Annotated in this window: 14 protein-coding genes and 3 pseudogenes; 7 read left to right on the top strand and 10 right to left on the bottom strand. The window is 67.7% G+C overall.

Annotated features, from left to right (window positions below; genetic code table 11):
* Positions 1-85: 85 nt before the first annotated feature.
* The 3 genes and pseudogenes from CRP49_RS36980 to CRP49_RS36970 form a co-directional block, all read right to left on the bottom strand.
* On the bottom strand, positions 86-1,810 hold the full coding sequence (locus CRP49_RS36980) for an RICIN domain-containing protein (RefSeq protein ID WP_257033746.1): 1,725 nt from the start codon (positions 1,808-1,810) through the stop codon (positions 86-88).
* Positions 1,811-2,666: 856 nt separating this feature from the next.
* Positions 2,667-2,864 (bottom strand): annotated as a pseudogene (locus CRP49_RS36975) (helix-turn-helix domain-containing protein); the annotation flags it as partial.
* Positions 2,864-3,661 (bottom strand): alpha/beta fold hydrolase, encoded by a 798-nt coding sequence (locus CRP49_RS36970; RefSeq protein ID WP_097257810.1) that lies wholly within the window; start codon positions 3,659-3,661, stop codon positions 2,864-2,866. The pseudogene CRP49_RS36975 and the gene CRP49_RS36970, both read right to left, overlap by 1 nt.
* A 36-nt stretch (positions 3,662-3,697) precedes the next feature.
* Here CRP49_RS36970 and CRP49_RS36965 point away from each other — a divergent pair, with 36 nt between their 5' ends.
* Positions 3,698-4,318 carry a TetR/AcrR family transcriptional regulator gene (locus CRP49_RS36965; RefSeq protein WP_097257809.1) on the top strand — a complete coding sequence of 207 codons (621 nt, stop codon included), beginning with the start codon at positions 3,698-3,700 and terminating at the stop codon, positions 4,316-4,318.
* Here the strand turns inward: CRP49_RS36965 and CRP49_RS36960 are convergent.
* The 4 genes from CRP49_RS36960 to CRP49_RS36945 form a co-directional block, all read right to left on the bottom strand.
* Positions 4,276-5,445, bottom strand: a complete 1,170-nt coding sequence (locus CRP49_RS36960) for a bifunctional class I SAM-dependent methyltransferase/NUDIX hydrolase (protein WP_257033862.1) — start codon at positions 5,443-5,445, stop codon at positions 4,276-4,278. The genes CRP49_RS36965 and CRP49_RS36960 overlap by 43 nt on opposite strands.
* A 97-nt stretch (positions 5,446-5,542) precedes the next feature.
* Positions 5,543-7,471, bottom strand: coding sequence for a methyltransferase, FxLD system (fxlM, locus tag CRP49_RS36955; RefSeq protein ID WP_179851957.1), 1,929 nt, complete (start codon positions 7,469-7,471; stop codon positions 5,543-5,545).
* A gap of 20 nt (positions 7,472-7,491) precedes the next feature.
* Positions 7,492-9,324 carry an ABC transporter ATP-binding protein gene (locus CRP49_RS36950; RefSeq protein WP_097257806.1) on the bottom strand — a complete coding sequence of 611 codons (1,833 nt, stop codon included), beginning with the start codon at positions 9,322-9,324 and terminating at the stop codon, positions 7,492-7,494.
* 221 nt (positions 9,325-9,545) lie between these two features.
* The gene (locus CRP49_RS36945) at positions 9,546-10,241 is read right to left on the bottom strand and encodes a cytidylyltransferase domain-containing protein (protein WP_257033745.1); all 696 of its coding nucleotides are present in this window, start codon (positions 10,239-10,241) and stop codon (positions 9,546-9,548) included.
* On the opposite strand from CRP49_RS36945, the gene CRP49_RS48495 reads away from it, so the two are divergent.
* The 3 genes from CRP49_RS48495 to CRP49_RS36935 all read left to right on the top strand — a co-directional run bounded on the left by CRP49_RS48495 (position 10,149) and on the right by CRP49_RS36935 (position 11,756).
* On the top strand, positions 10,149-10,340 hold the full coding sequence (locus CRP49_RS48495; protein WP_257033887.1) for a hypothetical protein: 192 nt from the start codon (positions 10,149-10,151) through the stop codon (positions 10,338-10,340). The two genes, CRP49_RS36945 and CRP49_RS48495, sit on opposite strands and share 93 nt — an antisense overlap.
* A gap of 322 nt (positions 10,341-10,662) precedes the next feature.
* A complete protein-coding gene (locus CRP49_RS36940; RefSeq protein WP_097254046.1) occupies positions 10,663-11,205 on the top strand; it encodes a winged helix-turn-helix domain-containing protein in 543 nt (180 codons plus the stop codon).
* The gene (locus tag CRP49_RS36935) at positions 11,202-11,756 is read left to right on the top strand and encodes a transposase (protein WP_373560392.1); all 555 of its coding nucleotides are present in this window, start codon (positions 11,202-11,204) and stop codon (positions 11,754-11,756) included. The genes CRP49_RS36940 and CRP49_RS36935 overlap by 4 nt, the downstream gene beginning before the upstream one ends.
* Here CRP49_RS36935 and CRP49_RS36930 read toward each other — a convergent pair.
* Entirely contained in the window at positions 11,753-12,193 is a 441-nt protein-coding gene (locus CRP49_RS36930) for a hypothetical protein (RefSeq protein ID WP_097254047.1), read from the bottom strand. The two genes, CRP49_RS36935 and CRP49_RS36930, sit on opposite strands and share 4 nt — an antisense overlap.
* An 809-nt stretch (positions 12,194-13,002) precedes the next feature.
* Here CRP49_RS36930 and CRP49_RS36925 point away from each other — a divergent pair.
* The gene (locus CRP49_RS36925; RefSeq protein ID WP_097257805.1) at positions 13,003-13,749 is read left to right on the top strand and encodes a phosphotransferase family protein; all 747 of its coding nucleotides are present in this window, start codon (positions 13,003-13,005) and stop codon (positions 13,747-13,749) included.
* 165 nt (positions 13,750-13,914) lie between these two features.
* Here CRP49_RS36925 and CRP49_RS36920 read toward each other — a convergent pair.
* A pseudogene (locus CRP49_RS36920) lies at positions 13,915-14,461 on the bottom strand (IS5 family transposase); the annotation flags it as partial.
* Positions 14,462-14,816: 355 nt separating this feature from the next.
* On the opposite strand from CRP49_RS36920, the gene CRP49_RS48490 reads away from it, so the two are divergent.
* On the top strand, positions 14,817-15,140 hold the full coding sequence (locus tag CRP49_RS48490) for a hypothetical protein (RefSeq protein WP_257033744.1): 324 nt from the start codon (positions 14,817-14,819) through the stop codon (positions 15,138-15,140).
* A 196-nt stretch (positions 15,141-15,336) separates the two neighbouring features.
* On the opposite strand, the pseudogene CRP49_RS36910 reads toward CRP49_RS48490, so the two are convergent.
* A pseudogene (locus CRP49_RS36910) lies at positions 15,337-15,801 on the bottom strand (transposase family protein); the annotation flags it as partial.
* A 35-nt stretch (positions 15,802-15,836) separates the two neighbouring features.
* Here CRP49_RS36910 and CRP49_RS36905 point away from each other — a divergent pair.
* A complete protein-coding gene (locus tag CRP49_RS36905) occupies positions 15,837-16,313 on the top strand; it encodes a hypothetical protein (protein ID WP_097257804.1) in 477 nt (158 codons plus the stop codon).
* Positions 16,314-16,741 lie beyond the last annotated feature (428 nt).

The raw sequence follows: 16,741 nt of genomic DNA, 5'->3' as shown, positions 1-16,741 counted from the left end.
AGCCCGACGAAGCTGACGAAAGGCGCCCCCATCGAAGAGATGGGGGCGCCTTTCGTCAGCTTTCACCTACTTGAGTGCTGCACCGCTACTTGAGCGCTGTACCGCCCGAGTTGTGATAGGCGATCGTCTTGTTGATCAGGTTTCCGCCGTCGGACTCGACCGTGGTCTGTTCGTCCTGCCCCGGACCGAAGAACAGGCCGGCGATGTGGGCGTTCGCCACCTGATCCATGTGGGCGAAGAACCAGTCCACCTTGTCGTCCTTGTAGTGGTTGCGGGTGTTGTTCTGCGCCATGTTGCCCACGGGGATCTGCCACAGGACCACCGGCTTGCCGACGGACTCGGCCATCGTCTTGTAGAACTGCAGCGCGGCGGCAGCCTTCTGGTCGGTCCAGAAAGTGTCACGGCCGCCGTGGGCCGGCTGTGCGTACCAGCCCGCGTCGCGGTCCGACACATCGGCGACCAGGAAGTCGGCGTTCTTCGCCCCGAGGCTCGCGTAGTCCTTGACACATCCCTGGGTGTTGTTCTGCCAGTCCCAGCAGGTGAGGTGGAGGCCCACGGCGGTGTTCGGCGCGTACTTGTGCGCCATCGAGATCAGGCACTGGGCGAGTCCGGTGGCACTGTTCTCCTGCGATCCGCAATCCTTCGGATTCGCGCCCGAGACCTGTGCGGGAACCTGGTGCGGATCGCCGAGCGACCGGACGTAGCCCCAGAAGTCGGGCTCGAGGTCGATCGCGTCGTGCGACGTGCCGATCTTCCGGAGGAAGAAACGGTAGTCGTTCAGGTACCGGGTGAGCAGGTCGAGCCGGTTGATGGCCTTGACCTCGCCCGGACCGTCGCCCTGGCCTGCCGCATCCCCGAGGTCGCGCAACGAGTACCAGGTCCAGAGCATCTTCTGCGGACGCGGGCTGCCCTTGTACGTCGCGTGGGCCGCCACGTCGTCCCGCCAGGTCACGTAAGTGCCGGGCGCCGTGGTGCTGCCGTTCCAGCAGCCCCACCAACCCGACCACGCGTCCTGGCAGCGCGCTGCCGAGTAGTAGTCCGACGAGGGGGCGGGCTGGCTGTGCACATAGGCGTAGCGTGCGTCGAACGGCGCGGCGGTCGCCGAGGCGTCGGACATCGAGCCGCCGATGATCACCTTGTCACTGCCCATGAACGGCTTCGTCGAGCTGCCGCCACCGCCCGCGGGCGACGAAGGCGAAGGCGACGGTCGCGTGTCGCTCGGAGTCGGGCTTGCGGGAACGCCGCTGCCCGGCGCGGTGGGCGTACCGGAGCTGCCGACACTCCCGGCCGGGACGAGTTGCCACTGCTGATCGGCGCCGCCCCGGTCGCGGTTCTGGACGACGCCGCCCCCGTCGGCCTTGGCGGCGTTGCGGACACCGACAGCCATACCACTGAAGCGATTGACCAAACGCACGTAGCCGTTCGACGACTTGGCCAGTTTGAACTGCTGGTTGGTGCCGTTCAGGTCTTTCCACTGCACGATGGCGGAGCCGGCGGTCTTCGACCAGCCGAGGTCGTCCAGCACCTTGCCGGAGGTCCGGTTCTTCAGCCGGTAGTACCCGTCACCCGCGTCGATGAACCGCCACTGCTGGTTGCCCCCGCCGTGGCGCGCCCACTGCACCACCGCCGCGCCGTCGTTCCTGGCGGAGCCCCGGTCGTCCAGCACCTTGCCGCTGTTGCGGTTGACCAGCACGTACCACTTCTTCAGGTCCAGGGTTTTCTGCTCCGCCGAAGCCTGGCTGACCACGACAGCCGAGCCGGCCACGACCACCATGGCGAGACCCGCCCAGAGGCCCCGACGCGCGAGCAACCGACGACCACGATGCTTCGGACGGCCACCGCGCGCACCGCCGTCGGCACGGTGGCCGCCGCGGGACGCCACCGATGACGAGGGTGGACCGGGGACATGTCTGCGCTCTCGTTCCAGGGACATGCCTGTGCTCTCTTTCAACTGTTGCATCTGACCGGCCCGCTTGGCCGGACAACACTGAGTGGTCAGAGAGGCCGAAAAGGTTGCCGCGAAGATCCACAGAACTTTTTTCTGCGGGGCGGACGGTCACCCTGAAGCTCAACGGCGTGGAGGAAAAGCGACGCCGTCCCCGCCCGTCCACGAAAGAACAGCGAGCTGCAACGGTTGGTCGTCGGCTCCAGGAGACCGTCAGCTTGTACACCGTGATCGACCAGGCGATCGGCGTGGTCATCGAGGTGTCGTCGATGCCGTAGGTGTCCCAGGCGGGGAGCGGTCCGTGGTCGGCAGGCTCTCGCCGTCGGCCATGAGGCAGTCGGTCAGCGCCGCATGCAGTGCGTCCCGGGCTGTAGGCGTCGCGGGCGGCTTGCGAGGGTAGAGACTCCCCGTCCCGTGCCCGGCACACCCGACACGTGATCACCTCCGTTCTGGCACGGGAGTGGCACGGCTCGCTACTTTAGATAGGTGCCCCAAGGCACGGGAGTAGGCTTCCGGCCCGCGAGGCCGCGCCGCCACGCCGCACCGTCGGAAGTCCACGGTTGTGCGGCAGGGCACATTGGAGCGCCGTTGCTGGCCTTATGCAGGGCACATGGGCCGAGCGCCCTTGCTGGCCGCCACGGGGCGACCGACCTGGCCGGGGCAACTCCGTAGCTGGCGTCACAGCGCGCACTTTCCGTCCAGTGAAGAAGGATGCCCGCACAGGTTGGCGGTGGGGTGTGGAGGACCGGTCGTGCAGGCCGAGCTCACCATGACGACGGTACCGGTTGACCCACTTGGACGCGCATGCCCTGGAGATGCCCATCTCCGCAGCAACGTGGGCGATCGGACGTGACACGCATCGCTCGACGAGTCGCCTGCGGCCCTCAATGGAGAGAGGTGCGTTGGCATGGGTGACCATCAGATGGCGGCGAGGGTGTTGAGCAGGTGGCCAAGTTCTGCCGGCGCCTGCATGTGGGCCAGGTGGCCCTGGCCGGGGAGTTCGTGGACTCCGGCGTGAGCGACGTGCTGCCGCACGTTGTCGAACGACGTTCCGTAGGGGGCTGTTCCGCGGTTGCGCTGGCCGATGATCAGGTCGACTTGATCTGCCTGTCGCGCCATCACATCCGGAGGCAGCGTCGCGTTGAGCGCGCCGAGTTCGGCGTACAGCGGTCCGCTCAAGCGACGCAAGATCGCCCAACCGTAATGATCGGCCCGAAGATCCTCGACATGCGCAGCGGAGAAGCCGGAGATCTGCCGATTGACGATCTCGACGCAGCGATCCCAGTCCGCCGTCTCCGCTGCGACCTTCAGGTCCGGCAGTGCATGACGTCCGAATGGCCGCATCACCGGCTCGTAGGAGATCACCTGGGGAATCGGGCGATCGTTGGCGGTCAGCAAGGTGATCAAGCCGCCGTAGCTCCAGCCGAAGAGTGCCCTAGTGCTGTCGAACTCGTCAAGGACCACGCCGAGGTCCTCAACCTCTGTCCGCAGTGAGTACGAGTTGGTCAACGGCCCTGAGGAAGTACGTCCCCGGCGGTTTACGACTACTACTGAGGGCCAGGCGTCGATGGCGCCCGCAACACGGCGCCACGTATGCGCATCGCTCATCACGCCCGGGACGACGACGAGGCTCGGGGCATCCGGCTCGCCGTACACATCGACCGTGACCCAGCTGTCCCCGCCGACCGACAGCTTCTTCTGAATCGTTCGCTCCATAAATCTATTATGGAGCGAACGATCTACAATGCAAGCGTGACCGAACGCAACCGTGGACGACCACGAGCCTTCGACCGCGACCGTGCGGTCCTTGACGCCGCTCGCCTCTTCTGGCGACGCGGCTACTCCGGCACCTCGACCCGCACCTTGACCGCGGCCCTCGGGCTTTCCACCTCTAGCCTCTACGCCGCCTTCGGCAGCAAGGCCGGACTGTTCGAGGAAGCGGTGCGGACCTACGCCGAGCGTTACCGCGAGATCTACCAGCAGGCTGTCGCCGAGAAGGACATCCAGACGGTCATCGAACGCATCCTCACCGACTCGGTCCACGAGTTCACCCAGCCAAGCGACACGCACCCTGGATGTCTCATCAGCAGCGCCGTGATGACCGACAGCACGAGCACGCTCGATACCAGCGCCTACGTCGCCGAACTGCACAGCTCGAACGAGCAGGCCCTCCTCGTGCGCATCGAACGAGCGATCCAGGACGGGGAACTAGCCGCGGGCACCAACGCAGCGGTCCTGACCGGGCTCATCCAATCCGTCTGGCACGGATTGTCAGTGCGGTCCAACGTCGACACGGCTCGCGAGGACCTGCTGGCGACGGCACAACTTGCTCACCAGCTGATCTGCCAACAACTCACGTCACCAACGTCCTGACCCGCAACACCTAGCCGTTCAGGGCTTGGGTCGCTCGGAGGGGGCGTGAGCGGGTCGGTGATGGGGGTGAAGTGGGCGGGGGCGTAGTTGATCGGCAGGCCGGGGCGCCAGGCGGTGAGGATCTGGGCGCTGCACTCGAACAGGTCCGGGGGCAGGGCGTCCAGCGGCCACCAGCGCCAGTCGCCGACGCTCTCGCCGGGCTGGTCGGCCGGCTCTCCGCGCCAGCGGGTGACGAGTGCGCCGAAGGTGATGCGGACGACGTCGCCCACCTGGTCGAGGTGCATGCCCAGCAGACGGACGTCGTCGGGTTCGGCGTACAGGCCGGTCTCCTCGGCGAGTTCGCGCACGGCTGCCCCCTGCAGTGACTCGCCCGGCCCCACGGTCCCGCCGGGCAGCTCTCGTGTGCCCAGCCGGTGCCGGCCCAGGAGGATGCCCTGGGGTCCGAGTAGCACGGCGCCGACGCCGACGGCCGCGTGGGCGAAGGGTGGTTTCGGGGTGCGGGGACGGGCGGTGATCCGGGCCGGTCGGTGGACCTGGAAGAGCCGGTAGGAGGCGTGGTTGTTCTTCTCCGGTGCGTCGAGGACGGTGATGCCCTGAACGCGGAGCCCGTATTGCACAAGCAGGTCTTCCCACAACTCGGGTGTGAGTACCCACATGTGCACAGTGAGATCGTCGCCACCGGCCAGGCGCAGGGTCTCCGGGCGTGGGGTGACGGTCGAGGTGGGGCCGTCGCCGGCGGAGTTGGTGTGCAGCACGGTGAAGCACAGCCGTCCGCCCGGTTTGAGTGCGGTCGCCAGGGTGGGCAAAAGTCGGTGCGGGTCGAGGAAGTGGAAGGTGCTGAGGGAGTAGATCACGTCGTACGGTGCTGCCGTGCCCAGGTGCTCGACGGCGTCGGCGTGGACCAGCCGCAGGCCCGGCACATCGGGGTAGCGGGCGCGCGCTCTCTCGATCTGACTGAGGGAAGCATCGACGCCGTCCACCTGCGCACCGTAGGTGCGGACGAGGTGTGCGGCGTGCCGACCAGGGCCGCAGCCGATGTCCAGGACGCGCAGGCCTCTGATTTCCCCGAGGATGGCGTTCCCCGGCCCGTTCGCGGCAGGGCCCCAGATGATCTCGTCCACTTCCATCAGGGGCGTACCGCGCCCCAGGTGGTGTTTTCCGTAGGTGTCCCAGGCGAGGCGGGTCTGATGTTCGACGTCCAACACGTCGACCTCCATGCTGCGTTCAGGGGCGGAGTGCATAGCAGCGCAGCACGTCGAGATCGGCGGTGCGTACGACGGACCAGCCCGCGGTGAGTGTCTCGGCCTCGGCGGGTGTGATCCCGAGGTGCCTGTACGGATCGTTCTCCTCGCGACGGTCGGCGAGTTCGGTGACGACCCAGAAGGTCCCGCCGGGCGCCAGAACCTGCCGGACGCGGTCGAGGAAGGCCACCTTGTCGTCCATCCACCGATAGACCAGGCGGCAGGCAACGACCGCATACGCGGGGTCCGGCAGGGCGCTGAGGCCATCGGACGTGAAGTCCATCAGGTGCCAGGCCGGCCCCTCGCCCTGCTGGGTGTTGCGGGCTGCGGCGATGGCGCTGGGCGCGAAGTCGATGCCGGTGGTGCGGTAACCGAGCTGGTGGAGGTGGCGGGCGAGGGAGCCCTCGCCGGTGCCGATGTCGAGAGCCGGGCGCCCGCGGCCCGGTCCTACATGGTCGGCCAGCAGCGTGGCCTCGGTGCTGGTGACCTCCCGGTACCGGCGTCCGCCGGCCCAGAGCTGCTCCCAGTAGTCGGCGGGGGCTGGGGTGGTCGCCACTCGGCTACTTTGCGAGCGGGCGGGACAGCCGGGATCTTGGTCCTGGCGGGCATTGGCGGAGGCTGAGAGACGAGGCAGTACCAGAGCAGGTGCTGCGGTGCCGGGTACGACGGGCCAGTCGATCTTGATCCGCGTGTACTTCTTGTGGAACACGTGCAGGCCGTCGGTGTCGGCGCTTGTCGGTCCGGTGGCGTCCTTGGGTTGCACGGTGATGCGGGGGCAGGGCGCGGCGCGGTGGTTGTGCTGCCAGTGCTGGACGTGCTCGGCCATTTCCGTGGCCGCCAGGTGACCGGCCGGTCCGTAGCCGTGGATGACGAACTCGTGTTCACCTTTGCCGTGATCGCCGTCTCCGATCCGCTCGTGTGCCAAGCGGGCGAGTGACGTCCCGCGCACGATGGCCGCGCCTGGCCAGTGCGGCGGTGGGGGGCTGATGACGCCGTTGTGGCCATCCTGGTCGACTGACAGGCGGCAGAAGCCGGGGAGCGCGCCGGCCAGATACAGGGTGAGGGAGTCGAAGGGTTCCTCACCCCCGACGGTGACGTTCGTGCGGACCGTGGAGGGCGCCTTGTCGAAGGCCGGGGCGAGCTGGTCGACGGGCATTGGGGTTCCGTCCTCGAAAGCAAGGCGGATGCCGCGGCCTGGGATGGTGCGCAGGTTCGGGTCCCATGCGCCGGCGCCCTGCATGGGCACGAAGCCGCACACGGTGAGCGGCTCGTCACTGATGAGCGCACCGTCGCGTTTGGTGAAACCGATGGACCACACGTATTGGTGGAGGCGCAGCGGGGCGACGAGGCGTCCGCCCTCCGCGACCATGGTGATCCACGGCAGATCCCAGGTGTCGACCGTGACGATCGCCGCGTCCAAGCCGCCTTCTGGGACAACATCGGCGGGCAGATGTTCGGCGTCCGCGGTGAGGACACGGACGTGGTCGTATCCGGCTGCGGCGAGGAGGCGGGTGGCGCGGTCGGTGACGTCTGGGTCGATGTCGACGGTGGTGACCTGTCCGGTCGGGCCGACCAGTTCGGCGATCAAGGCGGCGTTGTAGCCGCCCGAGCCGATCTCCAGGACGCGGTGTCCGGGCCGGAGGCGGGCGGCTTCGAGCATGGCGGCCAGGAGCCACGGTGCGCTGACGGAGCTGCTGATGCGGCCGTCGGGCGTGTGCCGGGTGGGGATGATGTCATCGGCGTACGCGGTCCGCACGGGCACTTCGGGGGCGAAGACGTGACGGGGCACCCTGCGCAGGGTGGCCTCGACGGCAGCGGTGCGGATGTGGCCGGCCGCGAGGAGCTGGTCGACGAGCCGGTTCCGCAGTGCGCTGGGATCGTGTTCTTGGGTCGCGGTGGGAGGAGTCGTCACGCTGGGCCTTTCGGGCGAGGTCATGCGGGATCTGCGACGGTGGGGGAGCCGGGGCGGGGGATGGTGCCTGTGGGGGCGTACTGGGCGGCTTGCGCGTCGAACATCGAGGCGTAGCGCCCTTGGGCGGTCATGAGTTCGTTGTGGCTGCCGTGCTCGATGAGCCGTCCGTGGTGCAGGACGTAGATGCGGTCGGCGTGGCGGACGCCGGACATGCGGTGGGTGACCAGGACGACGGCCCGGTTCGGGGCGGCGAGCCGGCGGATGCGGTTGAAAGCGGCGATCTCCGCTTCCGGGTCGAGGGCGGAGGTGGGCTCGTCCACGATGAGTACGCTGTCGGCATCCGAGGTGGAGCTGCGCCAGTGGGTACGGGCGAGCCCGATCTTCTGCCACTCGCCGCCGGAGAGTTCGCTGGCACCGCGGAACATCCGGGCCAGCAGGCTCTGCAGGCCGTCGGGAAGTTTCGCGACAACCGGTCCCGCACCCGCGTAGTCGACGGACGGCTGAAGGTCCTCGGGACCGGCTTCCTGGGTGGGTCGGCCGATCCGGATGTTCAACGCTGCGGTCACGGGCCAGCGTTGGAAGTCCTGGGTGAGAAGTGCGACGCGGTCGAAGACTTCGGAGCGGTCCAGGGAAGCGACGTCGGCATCACCCCACAACACCGTTCCGCTCTGCGGCAGTAACAGGCCCGACAACACCTTCATCAGCGTGCTCTTGCCGGAGCCGTTCTCGCCGACCACGGCGGTGACCGAGCCCATGGGCAGCGTGAGCGACACCCCATCCAGGGCGGGGGCTTCGCGGTCCGGGTAGCGGTAGCTGACCCGGTCGAGGACGACCTGCTTCACCTGTGCCGGAACGGAATCGCCCCCGTTGGGAATGGTGCGTCGTGCCGCCTCGTCCAGGAACCGGGACGTCGCCGCCATGGCGAGGCCGGACAGCGCGGCGGCCACCCACTCGGTGACGGCTCTGCTGGAGGCCAGCCGCTCCTGCTCGGCCTCGGCGCTCTCGGCCATACGTTCGTAGCGGCTGAGCAGGAACGGCCCGACGGCGTGGATGCGCACTTCCTGCGCGGCGGTGCGCTCCGTGAGCAGGTTGCCGATGAGGCGGCTGGCCCGCACGTGCTCGATCCAGCTCATCACTGACACGTACCGTTCCTGCGCCACCCGCATCGCGCCCCAGCCGCGCGGCGCCGCGATCAGGATCAGCATCGCCAGGAGGACCGGGTGGAGGAGGGTGAGGACGCCGGCCGTGGAGATCAGGGAGATGGTCCCGTTCAGCGCGGCCACGCAGGCGCCGATCATGCGGCGGGCGGATCCGGCGCCGTACTGGGCGACGTCGATCAGCCGCCGGAACTCCGGGTCCTCGATGGCCTCCAGCTCCACTGTCGCGGCGGCGGCCAGGTACTGGGTCGTGGCGATCCGCTCGACCACCGGCTCCAGCCGGCCCGCCCGCGAGGTGGACCATCCGGCCAGGCCCGAGTTCACCACGGCAGCTCCGGCGGCGGCGAGCAAGCCCGGCAGCACCGCGTGCAACCGCTGCCCGGGTGTGCCCGAGCCGAGCAGCGCGTGCATGACGGCGTTCACCGCGAGCAACCCGACGGCCGCGGCGACACCCTGCCCGATCTCGCTGATGGCGACCGTGAGCAGAGCGCGACGGTCCGCCTGCCACGCCATCCGCAAGGTCGCCCCGACCAGCCTGGGCATGGAGCGCAGAGCCGACATCATCGTCAAGTCGAGTCGGGCTCGCTCGTGTTCCGACCAGCCGAAGTCGTAGCGCAAAGGGCCGCCGAAAAGCTCCTGCTCGGCGTCGGAGACCTCCGGCTCGGCCATCTGTACGCGTCCGAAGAACCTCTTCACAGGGCGCCTCCCGGCCCGGACCAGCTCGGCGCCCGGAGAGCCGCCGTGGGCAGCCGCCGCGCCAATGCGGTCGTGCTCATCCGCACAGGGGCCCTGCAGCTGGACTTGTCGTGGTACGAGTACTCCTCGCCCCGTGTCACGTTATGGGGCGTCGTATGTGCTTGTGGCTTGGCTGAAGTCAACGTGGTCCCCCTCGACGATTGTGTGGCTGCTCCTGTGGCTCAACGTGTCAGCCGGAATTTCGAACACATGTGTTTCAGTCGTGTTGGTAGCCCTGGGATTGAGCGCGCGTCGGAGCTTGTGGGTTGCATCGACCCTTGCGGTGCAAGGGCCGGGGTCTGGAGCAGCGGTGGCCGAAACGCCGAGCGTGCCGCTGTTCCGGCGCCCGGGGCCGGGGCGTGATCCAGTGGAAGCGTGCGAGCAGGGCGCCGGACTGCAGGGAGTAGCCGTCGACCGCGGTCATCAGGAGGAGTTGGAGATCGCACTCTTGGTGTGAGTCCGCAACAAGGTGCCGGCCCTCGCGAGGTCCTCGGGGGTGTCGACCTCCAACCCTTCGTCCACGACGCCGAGCATCCGTACGCCGTGACCGTGTTCGATGAAGCGCAGCATTTCCACGTCTTCGGTAGGCCCTCTCGACCCCTGGGGTAGATGCCAGGAACATGCTGAGGGCCGTTCCGGTGAAGCCGTAGAGGCCGAGCTGGCGCAGGTATCGTGGCCGACCTCCGCGCGGGTAGGGGATCGGCGCCCACCGCCGGCGTTCCCGGTGCCAGGTGCTCCATGGCTTCGGAGACGGTGTCGATCGCGGTAGGGGAGATGAACGGCTCGTGGCCCTGGATGTTGATGTACGCGTCGGCCAGCAGGCGCTCCGCGCACTCCGCGACGCGGTCCGGGCCGGTGAGGTGCTCTCCGGTGCGCATGCACTCGATGCCCAGTCGGTGTCACACCTCCTCGATGCGCTCGTCATCGGTGGCGACCACCACGCCGTTGAGGCGCCTCGCCTCCAGGCGGCGGAGTGAACCAGCCGTGTGGGTCGATGGCGTACGGGACGGGAGCTGGGGCGAGGTGGGTGAGGTTGTCCGAGGCGGCCTGAGCTAGCGGGACAGGTTCGGGTAGGCCGCCTTGGACAGAGATTCAGCGCGGATGCAATCGGGCGTGCGGGAGATGTAGTCCATCTCGACAGCGCCGTACGAGGTTGGCCGTATCACATCGCACTGGCCATCCTGAACTTCCGTTTCAAATGCCCTGGGATGCCGTTGAACGCTCTGTCGCTAGAGATCTTTAACGGCGCGGGTTACGTCTGGTCGTGACGGCTGTCGTGGGCGGCGCTATGCCGGGAGGATGAGGTATCCCGATGGCGGTGGATTAACGGCCGGGGAACGGGCTCGGCGTGAGCAAGTCCGGCTCGCAGCCGCTGACCTGATCGAGGCCGGGGCCAGTGACCGGGAGGTGGCCCGGCGGTTCAGGGTGACCCGGATGTCGGCGAACCGCTGGCGGCGGGCGTTGGCTTCGGGTGGTCGGCGGGCCCTGGCCTCCAAGGGCCCCGGCGGTGCCCGCTGCAAGCTCGATGCTGAACAACTGCTCCTTCTGGAGACGGTGTTGGATGCCGGTCCTGCCGCCTCCGGCTGGAGTGACCAGTGCTGGACGCTGGCGAGGATCGCCGAGGTCGTGCGCCGCCGGTTCGGTGTCGAGTACACCCTGGCGGGGCTGGACCTGCTGCTGCACCGCATCGGCTGGAGCGTGCAGGTCCCCTCCCGCAAGGCCACCGAGCGGGACGAGGCGAAGATCGCCGCCTGGAAGGACGAGCAGTGGCCCGTCATAAAAAGAGGGCGGCGGACTTGGGCGCCTGGGTCTGCTTCGAGGACGAAGCCGGCCAGGGCCTGAGGCCGCCCAAGGGCCGCACCTGGGGCCGTCGAGGCCACACCCCGACGGTGCGGGTCACCGCCGCCGGCACCAAACGTGTCTCCATGGCGGCGCTGATCTGCACCAAAGCCGGCCACCGGCCTCGGCTGATCTACCGCATCCACCTCGACCGCGGTCCCGCCAAGGGCCGTCGCAAAGGCTTCACCGAGACCGACTACGCCCGCCTGCTGGATGCCGCGCACCAGCAGCTCGGCGGCCCCGTCGTCCTTGTCTGGGACAATCTGAACACGCACGTCAGCCGCACCATGCGCGAGCTGATCGCCGCCCGATTATGGCTGACCGTCTACCAGCTGCCGCCGTACGCCCCCGAACTCAACCCCGTAGAGGGCGTGTGGTCGCACCTGAAGAGATCGCTGGCCAACCTCACAAAACACAGCCTCGACCAGCTCACCGCGCTGGTGAAGACACGGCTGAAACGGATGCAGTACCGACCCCGCCTCATCGAGGGCCTCATCGCCAAAACCGGGCTTGACTTCCAACTTCCGCAACCTCAGCCGTTAAAGATCTTCTAGAGGGCGTTAGGGGGCAGCAGGTGCGGGGCACGGACGCCGAGGATGCCGAAGACCTCGTCCTTCGCCGGCCCCCGCAGTTCCGCCATGAAGGCGGGGTCCACGCGGCCCGTCCTGGCCCAGATTCCGCCGAGGGACTCCGCGCACATCTGGGCCAGCACGCTGGTGAAGTCCTCGGCGCGAATGGTCCGGATCAGACCCGACTCGACAAGCGGGCCGGAGAAGTCCTCCAGATACCCCGCCGCGTCGTCCTTTTCATCCTCGCGTGCCGCAGGGTCGTCGAGGATTCCGACGAGCAGAACCGCCCGCTCCTCGGGCGAGATCTCCGCCCGGCCCACCGCCGCATCCTCGGGCGAGGACACCGCCCGGCTCTCCAGCGAGGTCTCATCCGCGGTGCGTGGCCGTCCCTTTCTGAACAGCCCCTCCAGCCAAGTCCTCATCTACAACAGATCCCCGATCCCGTCCACAATGCCCTCGCCGATGCCGCTGCCGACCACGCCACCTCCCAAGTTCCCGTCGACCACGGGCCCGACAGGGCCGCCGACAGACCCGAGGTCCGCCCCGAACCTGGCGCCGTAACCTGCGCCCGCGAGGCCGCCCGCCAGGCTGACACCGTCGTGGATGGCCGTCTGGGTCCGCTCGGTGCGGCCGCCACATCGTAGACGTCGTAGGCGACGGTCGCAGCGATCAGCAGCCTGCCGCCGACTTGGCGATCGACCTTGCCAGATCGATGGTTTGGCGCGGCACCCACGGCCCGTCCAAGGGGATGCTTCGTAACCCCAGCTATTAAAGATCTCTAGCGCCCTTGGTGAGGGTGTCGAGGCGCACATTGACCATCAACGAGACGCCGCCATCCGAGCGACGCCAGACACATCTTCTGGAAGAAGGGCTGGATTGCTCACGACCGGATCCCAAGTCGAGCTGGGTGATCATCGCTGCAGGCACAGCCGCGCATGGATCACGCAGGCCGTACAGGGACACGGTGGTGCGCGTCGGGGTCGGGGAGTTGTCGGGTTCCGTATGGCTGCCGGATGACACCTTGCTGGTGAGATCGCGCCAACTGGAGATCCCGAACCAAGCGAGGATCGCAATGACTCCGGTAGCGATGCCGATCCAAGCGACGAGCCGCGCCTCGCCCCCGCTAGCCTCCGCTCCCACCGCTTTCCTCGTAGCGGGACGCGGTCAGCCGCGTAATCGCACGCGATAAACCTGGCGACGTCGGCGATCATCCCCGGGATACTGGTCGCCCATGGATGAGGTCAAAGTCGTTGTCGCCCATTCCGAGCGCGCGACTCTGCGTGTCGGTGACGTGTTCTTGAAGGTGGACGCCGATCAGGCGCGCATCGACGTCGAGGTCGAGGCGATGTCCCTAGCGCCGGTCCCGACCCCGGAGGTCCTGTGGCGCAAGCCGCCCGTGCTCGCGATCGCCGCGCTCCCGGGGACGACGCTTGGGCGCCTCGGCGGGCCGTCGACCGGGTCGCGGGCGGCGTGGGCCGCGGCGGGCACCGCCATCCGGAAGCTGCACGAAGCGCCGCTGCCGCCCCTGCCGGGCCGGGCCGGCCGGAGCATCGTCGCGCTGGCGGCGGAACTCGACGACGAGTGCGAGTTGCTCGTGACGAACGGGGTCCTGCCCGCTGACCTGGTCACCCGCAACCGCCAGGTCGCCGAGGCCGCGCTCCGGCCGTGGACTCCGGCGTTCACGCACGGCGACCTGCAGATCGCGCACGTCTTCGTCGACGGCGACGAGGTCACGGGCATCATCGACTGGTCCGAGGCGGGCCAGGGTGATGCCCTGTACGACCTCGCCACCTTCACGCTCGGACACGAGGAGCACCTCGACGACGTCGTCGCCGGCTATGGCACCGACATCGACCTCGACCTGATCCACGCGTGGTGGTCGTTGCGAAGCCTGCTGGTGGTTCGCTGGCTGATCGAGCACGGCTTCGATCCCTTCGCGCCGGGCTGTGAGGTCGACGTGCTGAGATCCCGGATGTGAGGCCGCGCGGGCCCGACTGCTGTGAGTGCGTTCTGACGCACCGAGCAGGCCATCGCCTGGGGCGCATCGCCCGCCCTTACTCCCGACAAAGTGCGGTGCGCAGTCGTCGCCAGCAGGTGACGGCGCAGCCAAGGGTGATGAACGCGTGGTGGATGTCGTCGCGGATCCGCGGTCGGCGTACAGATGCCTGGGGCGGCGCAGTGGCTGACCGCGCTTGCCGCGGATCGGTGGGACGGCCTGGATCAGCGGGATCAGTTGGGTGACGTCGTTGCGGTTGCCGCCGGTGGTGATTGCCGCGAGCGGGATGCCGTGCGCCTCGACGATCAGGTGGTGCTTGCTGCCGGCCTTGCTCCGGTCCACCGGGGGACGGACCGGTGGCCGGCCCGCCCTTCATCGCGCGGATGTGGCTCGAGTCGACCGCTGCGCGGGAGAAGTCCAGCAGGTCTGCGGCCCGCAGCTCGGAGAGCAGCAACTCGTGCAGGCGCTGCCAGACCCCGGCCTCGTTCCAGTCCCGCAGCCGTCGCCAGCAGGTCATCCCCGAGCCAAAGCCCAGCTCCTGGGGCAGAAACTCCCAGCGGATCCCGGTGTACAGCACGAACAGGATCCCGCACAGCACCCTGCGACTGTCCAGACGCTTACGACCTTGACGCCGCGGATTACGCGGGACGACCGGCAGCAGCGGCTCGATGCGCGCCCACAACTCGTCGTCGATCTCCCACGGTCTGGCAGCGGTCTTCCTCGTCTCGTCTGGCTCGCACCCCCTTCGGCCAGCATCAAAGAAAACTGACACACCGTCATTCCCAAAGGTCTATAAACCTCCTTTTGTTAGGAGCCGTAAGGACTGTCCCGTAACTCTCGACGACGCTGCACTGCCCGTTCGGATTGCCCGAATCCGTCGTTGTCCGCGAGCCGCCGTCCCATCTCGCATCGGGTGCCAAAGGCTCCCGAGGGGATGGCCGTTAGGGGGATCGGCGGTACTGATCGCGGTCGCCGGTGTCGGGGGAACGCTCGGGGGCGCGCTGCTCACCCAGCGCGGTGCCGACCGGGCCAAGCGACGTGAGCTGGCGATGACCCGCGCTTTCGAGGAGGCCCGCGAGCACCGCGAGCTGCGGCGCAGCTGCTATACGGAGCTTCACAGGGACGCGCGGCAGTTTTCCACAGCACTCAGCCGTCACCTGTACCTCATGCGGGACCGAACGGCCGAGGCCGAGGATATTCGGGCGTTGGAAGAAACCAAGGACACCTACCGCGGCCGCTGGTCAGAGGCATTGATGATCGCTTCTGACACGGTGATTCCTTCGGCTCACGACGCGAACGAGGCACTGACCCTGGTCTACGGACAGGTCAAGCGCCTGCAGCAGGGAAACCCGCGGCCGGGTGAGACCCTATGATCAGCGGCTGAAGCGCAACATTCGCTCTGGTCCCTGATCGACGCCATGAGGGAGTCCATGCGCTGTGATCTCGGTGTAACCGACGAGCTCCCGCACTCGGTCATCCCGAATGGCGAGCAGCTTGAGGCTATGCGTCATGATTTTGCGTGACTGAGGATCCATGAAGGTGATCTCGTACCGCCCTGTTCAGACAGCCGTTGCGGTTGCCGGGCACAGGCCGGCCGACGGCCACGATGCGCCGGGTGTCGGCGTCGATGACGACCTGGTGGTTGGTGGAGTACCGGTAATTCTTCGACTGCTCGGCGATGGTGTGGTCGCGGGTGGGGATCAAGGTGCCGTCCACGATCAGCATGGTGTCCTTGCGGAACCGTTTGCGGGGCTGGAGCGCGAGCGAGGGCCCGAGGTGGTCGATGATGCGGCCGGCGGCCGACTTCGAGATCCCGAAAAGCGGGGTGAGTTGCCGCAGTGTCAGGTTCGTTCGCCAGTACGTGGCGACCAGCAGGGCCCGGTCCTCCAGCGATAGGCTCCACGGTCGTCCTCTGCGGACCGCATCCGCGCCTTCGCGGCGCAGCGCGGTGATCAGCTTGCCGAACTGACGTGGACTTAGCCCGGTGAACGGGGCTATCCAGGACGGCTTGAGGGCCGTGATCACGCCAGACACAGCGAGATCGTCTCAAAGAGTGACGCTATGGAACGATGATCGTCATGACAGGTCAGCTCTGGGTGTCACTCATATCGCTGGGCGGCGTTGTCCTCGGCGGCGTGTTGTCCTACCTCGTCCAGCACAGGACTCAGCAATCAGCGGAACGTGCCGAACAGCAACGGCAGCGGATCGCGTTGACGGAGACCCGGCGCGCGGAACGACTGGCGCTGCTGGAGCGGTTCATCGAGGTCTCGGCAGAGGCGGAACGCTGCGCCTACACCCGGCCGTCCGAGTGGGAGGACACCGACGCCTGGTACCTCACGACCCGGGACGTCATGTACAGGCTATGGGTCGCGGATCGGCTCCTCCGCATCCAGTTCCCCCTGGCCGTGCATGACGCCGCACACACGCACTTCCTCGACCTCAACAAGACCGTGTGGCACGGCTTGCCCGACGGTGAGAGTGTGCGGGACTACCTGGAGGACAACCGGTCGGTGTTTCTCGACGCGGCCCGCGAGGCCATGGGGTAGCTCACTGCCGAGCCCCCGGTGATCTTTTGTGGGACAGCCCTCAGCAGCAGAATCAAGGACGCCAGGGCAATCCACACGGCGACACCCTCCCAGCGAGTGATCTCCTTGGCAACAGCCCCAGTTCACGATCCATCGAGGAGTCCTCTCCCGACTCATGTACTGGAAGCAGAGGCTCCAGGGCGAGTTGCTCCAGTCGCCCGGCTCAGCTTCGCCCTTCGCCCGCTACCCTGTCGTCCAGAGGTGTTCATGACAGGCCGAGACCTATCCAAGTACGAGCGGATGTGGACCACCGAACGGGATCAGTGGGCACTTTTCCGCGGCAGCGCCGGCTACCTGCCGATCCTCAAGGGGGATCCGCCATTGGCCGAAGTCATCTGTGATGGAGAGCTGGAAGAGCTTGTGGTCGCGAGGATGCTTGCCGCGGGGGT

It is taken from the genome of Streptomyces sp. Ag109_G2-15, from assembly GCF_900215565.1.
Classification (GTDB): domain Bacteria; phylum Actinomycetota; class Actinomycetes; order Streptomycetales; family Streptomycetaceae; genus Streptomyces; species Streptomyces diastatochromogenes.
Note: the sequence above shows the minus strand (reverse complement) of the source record. Positions and strands in the feature narration are given on the sequence as shown.

Coding starts and splice junctions, on each gene's coding strand:
- CRP49_RS36970 (WP_097257810.1), bottom strand. CDS start 3,661: ATGGAGCGAACGATTCAGAAGAAGCTGTCGGTCGGCGGGGACAGCTGG.
- CRP49_RS36960 (WP_257033862.1), bottom strand. CDS start 5,445: ATGGAAGTGGACGAGATCATCTGGGGCCCTGCCGCGAACGGGCCGGGG.
- CRP49_RS36945 (WP_257033745.1), bottom strand. CDS start 10,241: ATGCGCACCGGAGAGCACCTCACCGGCCCGGACCGCGTCGCGGAGTGC.
- CRP49_RS36940 (WP_097254046.1), top strand. CDS start 10,663: ATGAGGTATCCCGATGGCGGTGGATTAACGGCCGGGGAACGGGCTCGG.
- CRP49_RS36930 (WP_097254047.1), bottom strand. CDS start 12,193: ATGAGGACTTGGCTGGAGGGGCTGTTCAGAAAGGGACGGCCACGCACC.
- CRP49_RS36925 (WP_097257805.1), top strand. CDS start 13,003: ATGGATGAGGTCAAAGTCGTTGTCGCCCATTCCGAGCGCGCGACTCTG.
- CRP49_RS48490 (WP_257033744.1), top strand. CDS start 14,817: ATGACCCGCGCTTTCGAGGAGGCCCGCGAGCACCGCGAGCTGCGGCGC.
- CRP49_RS36905 (WP_097257804.1), top strand. CDS start 15,837: ATGATCGTCATGACAGGTCAGCTCTGGGTGTCACTCATATCGCTGGGC.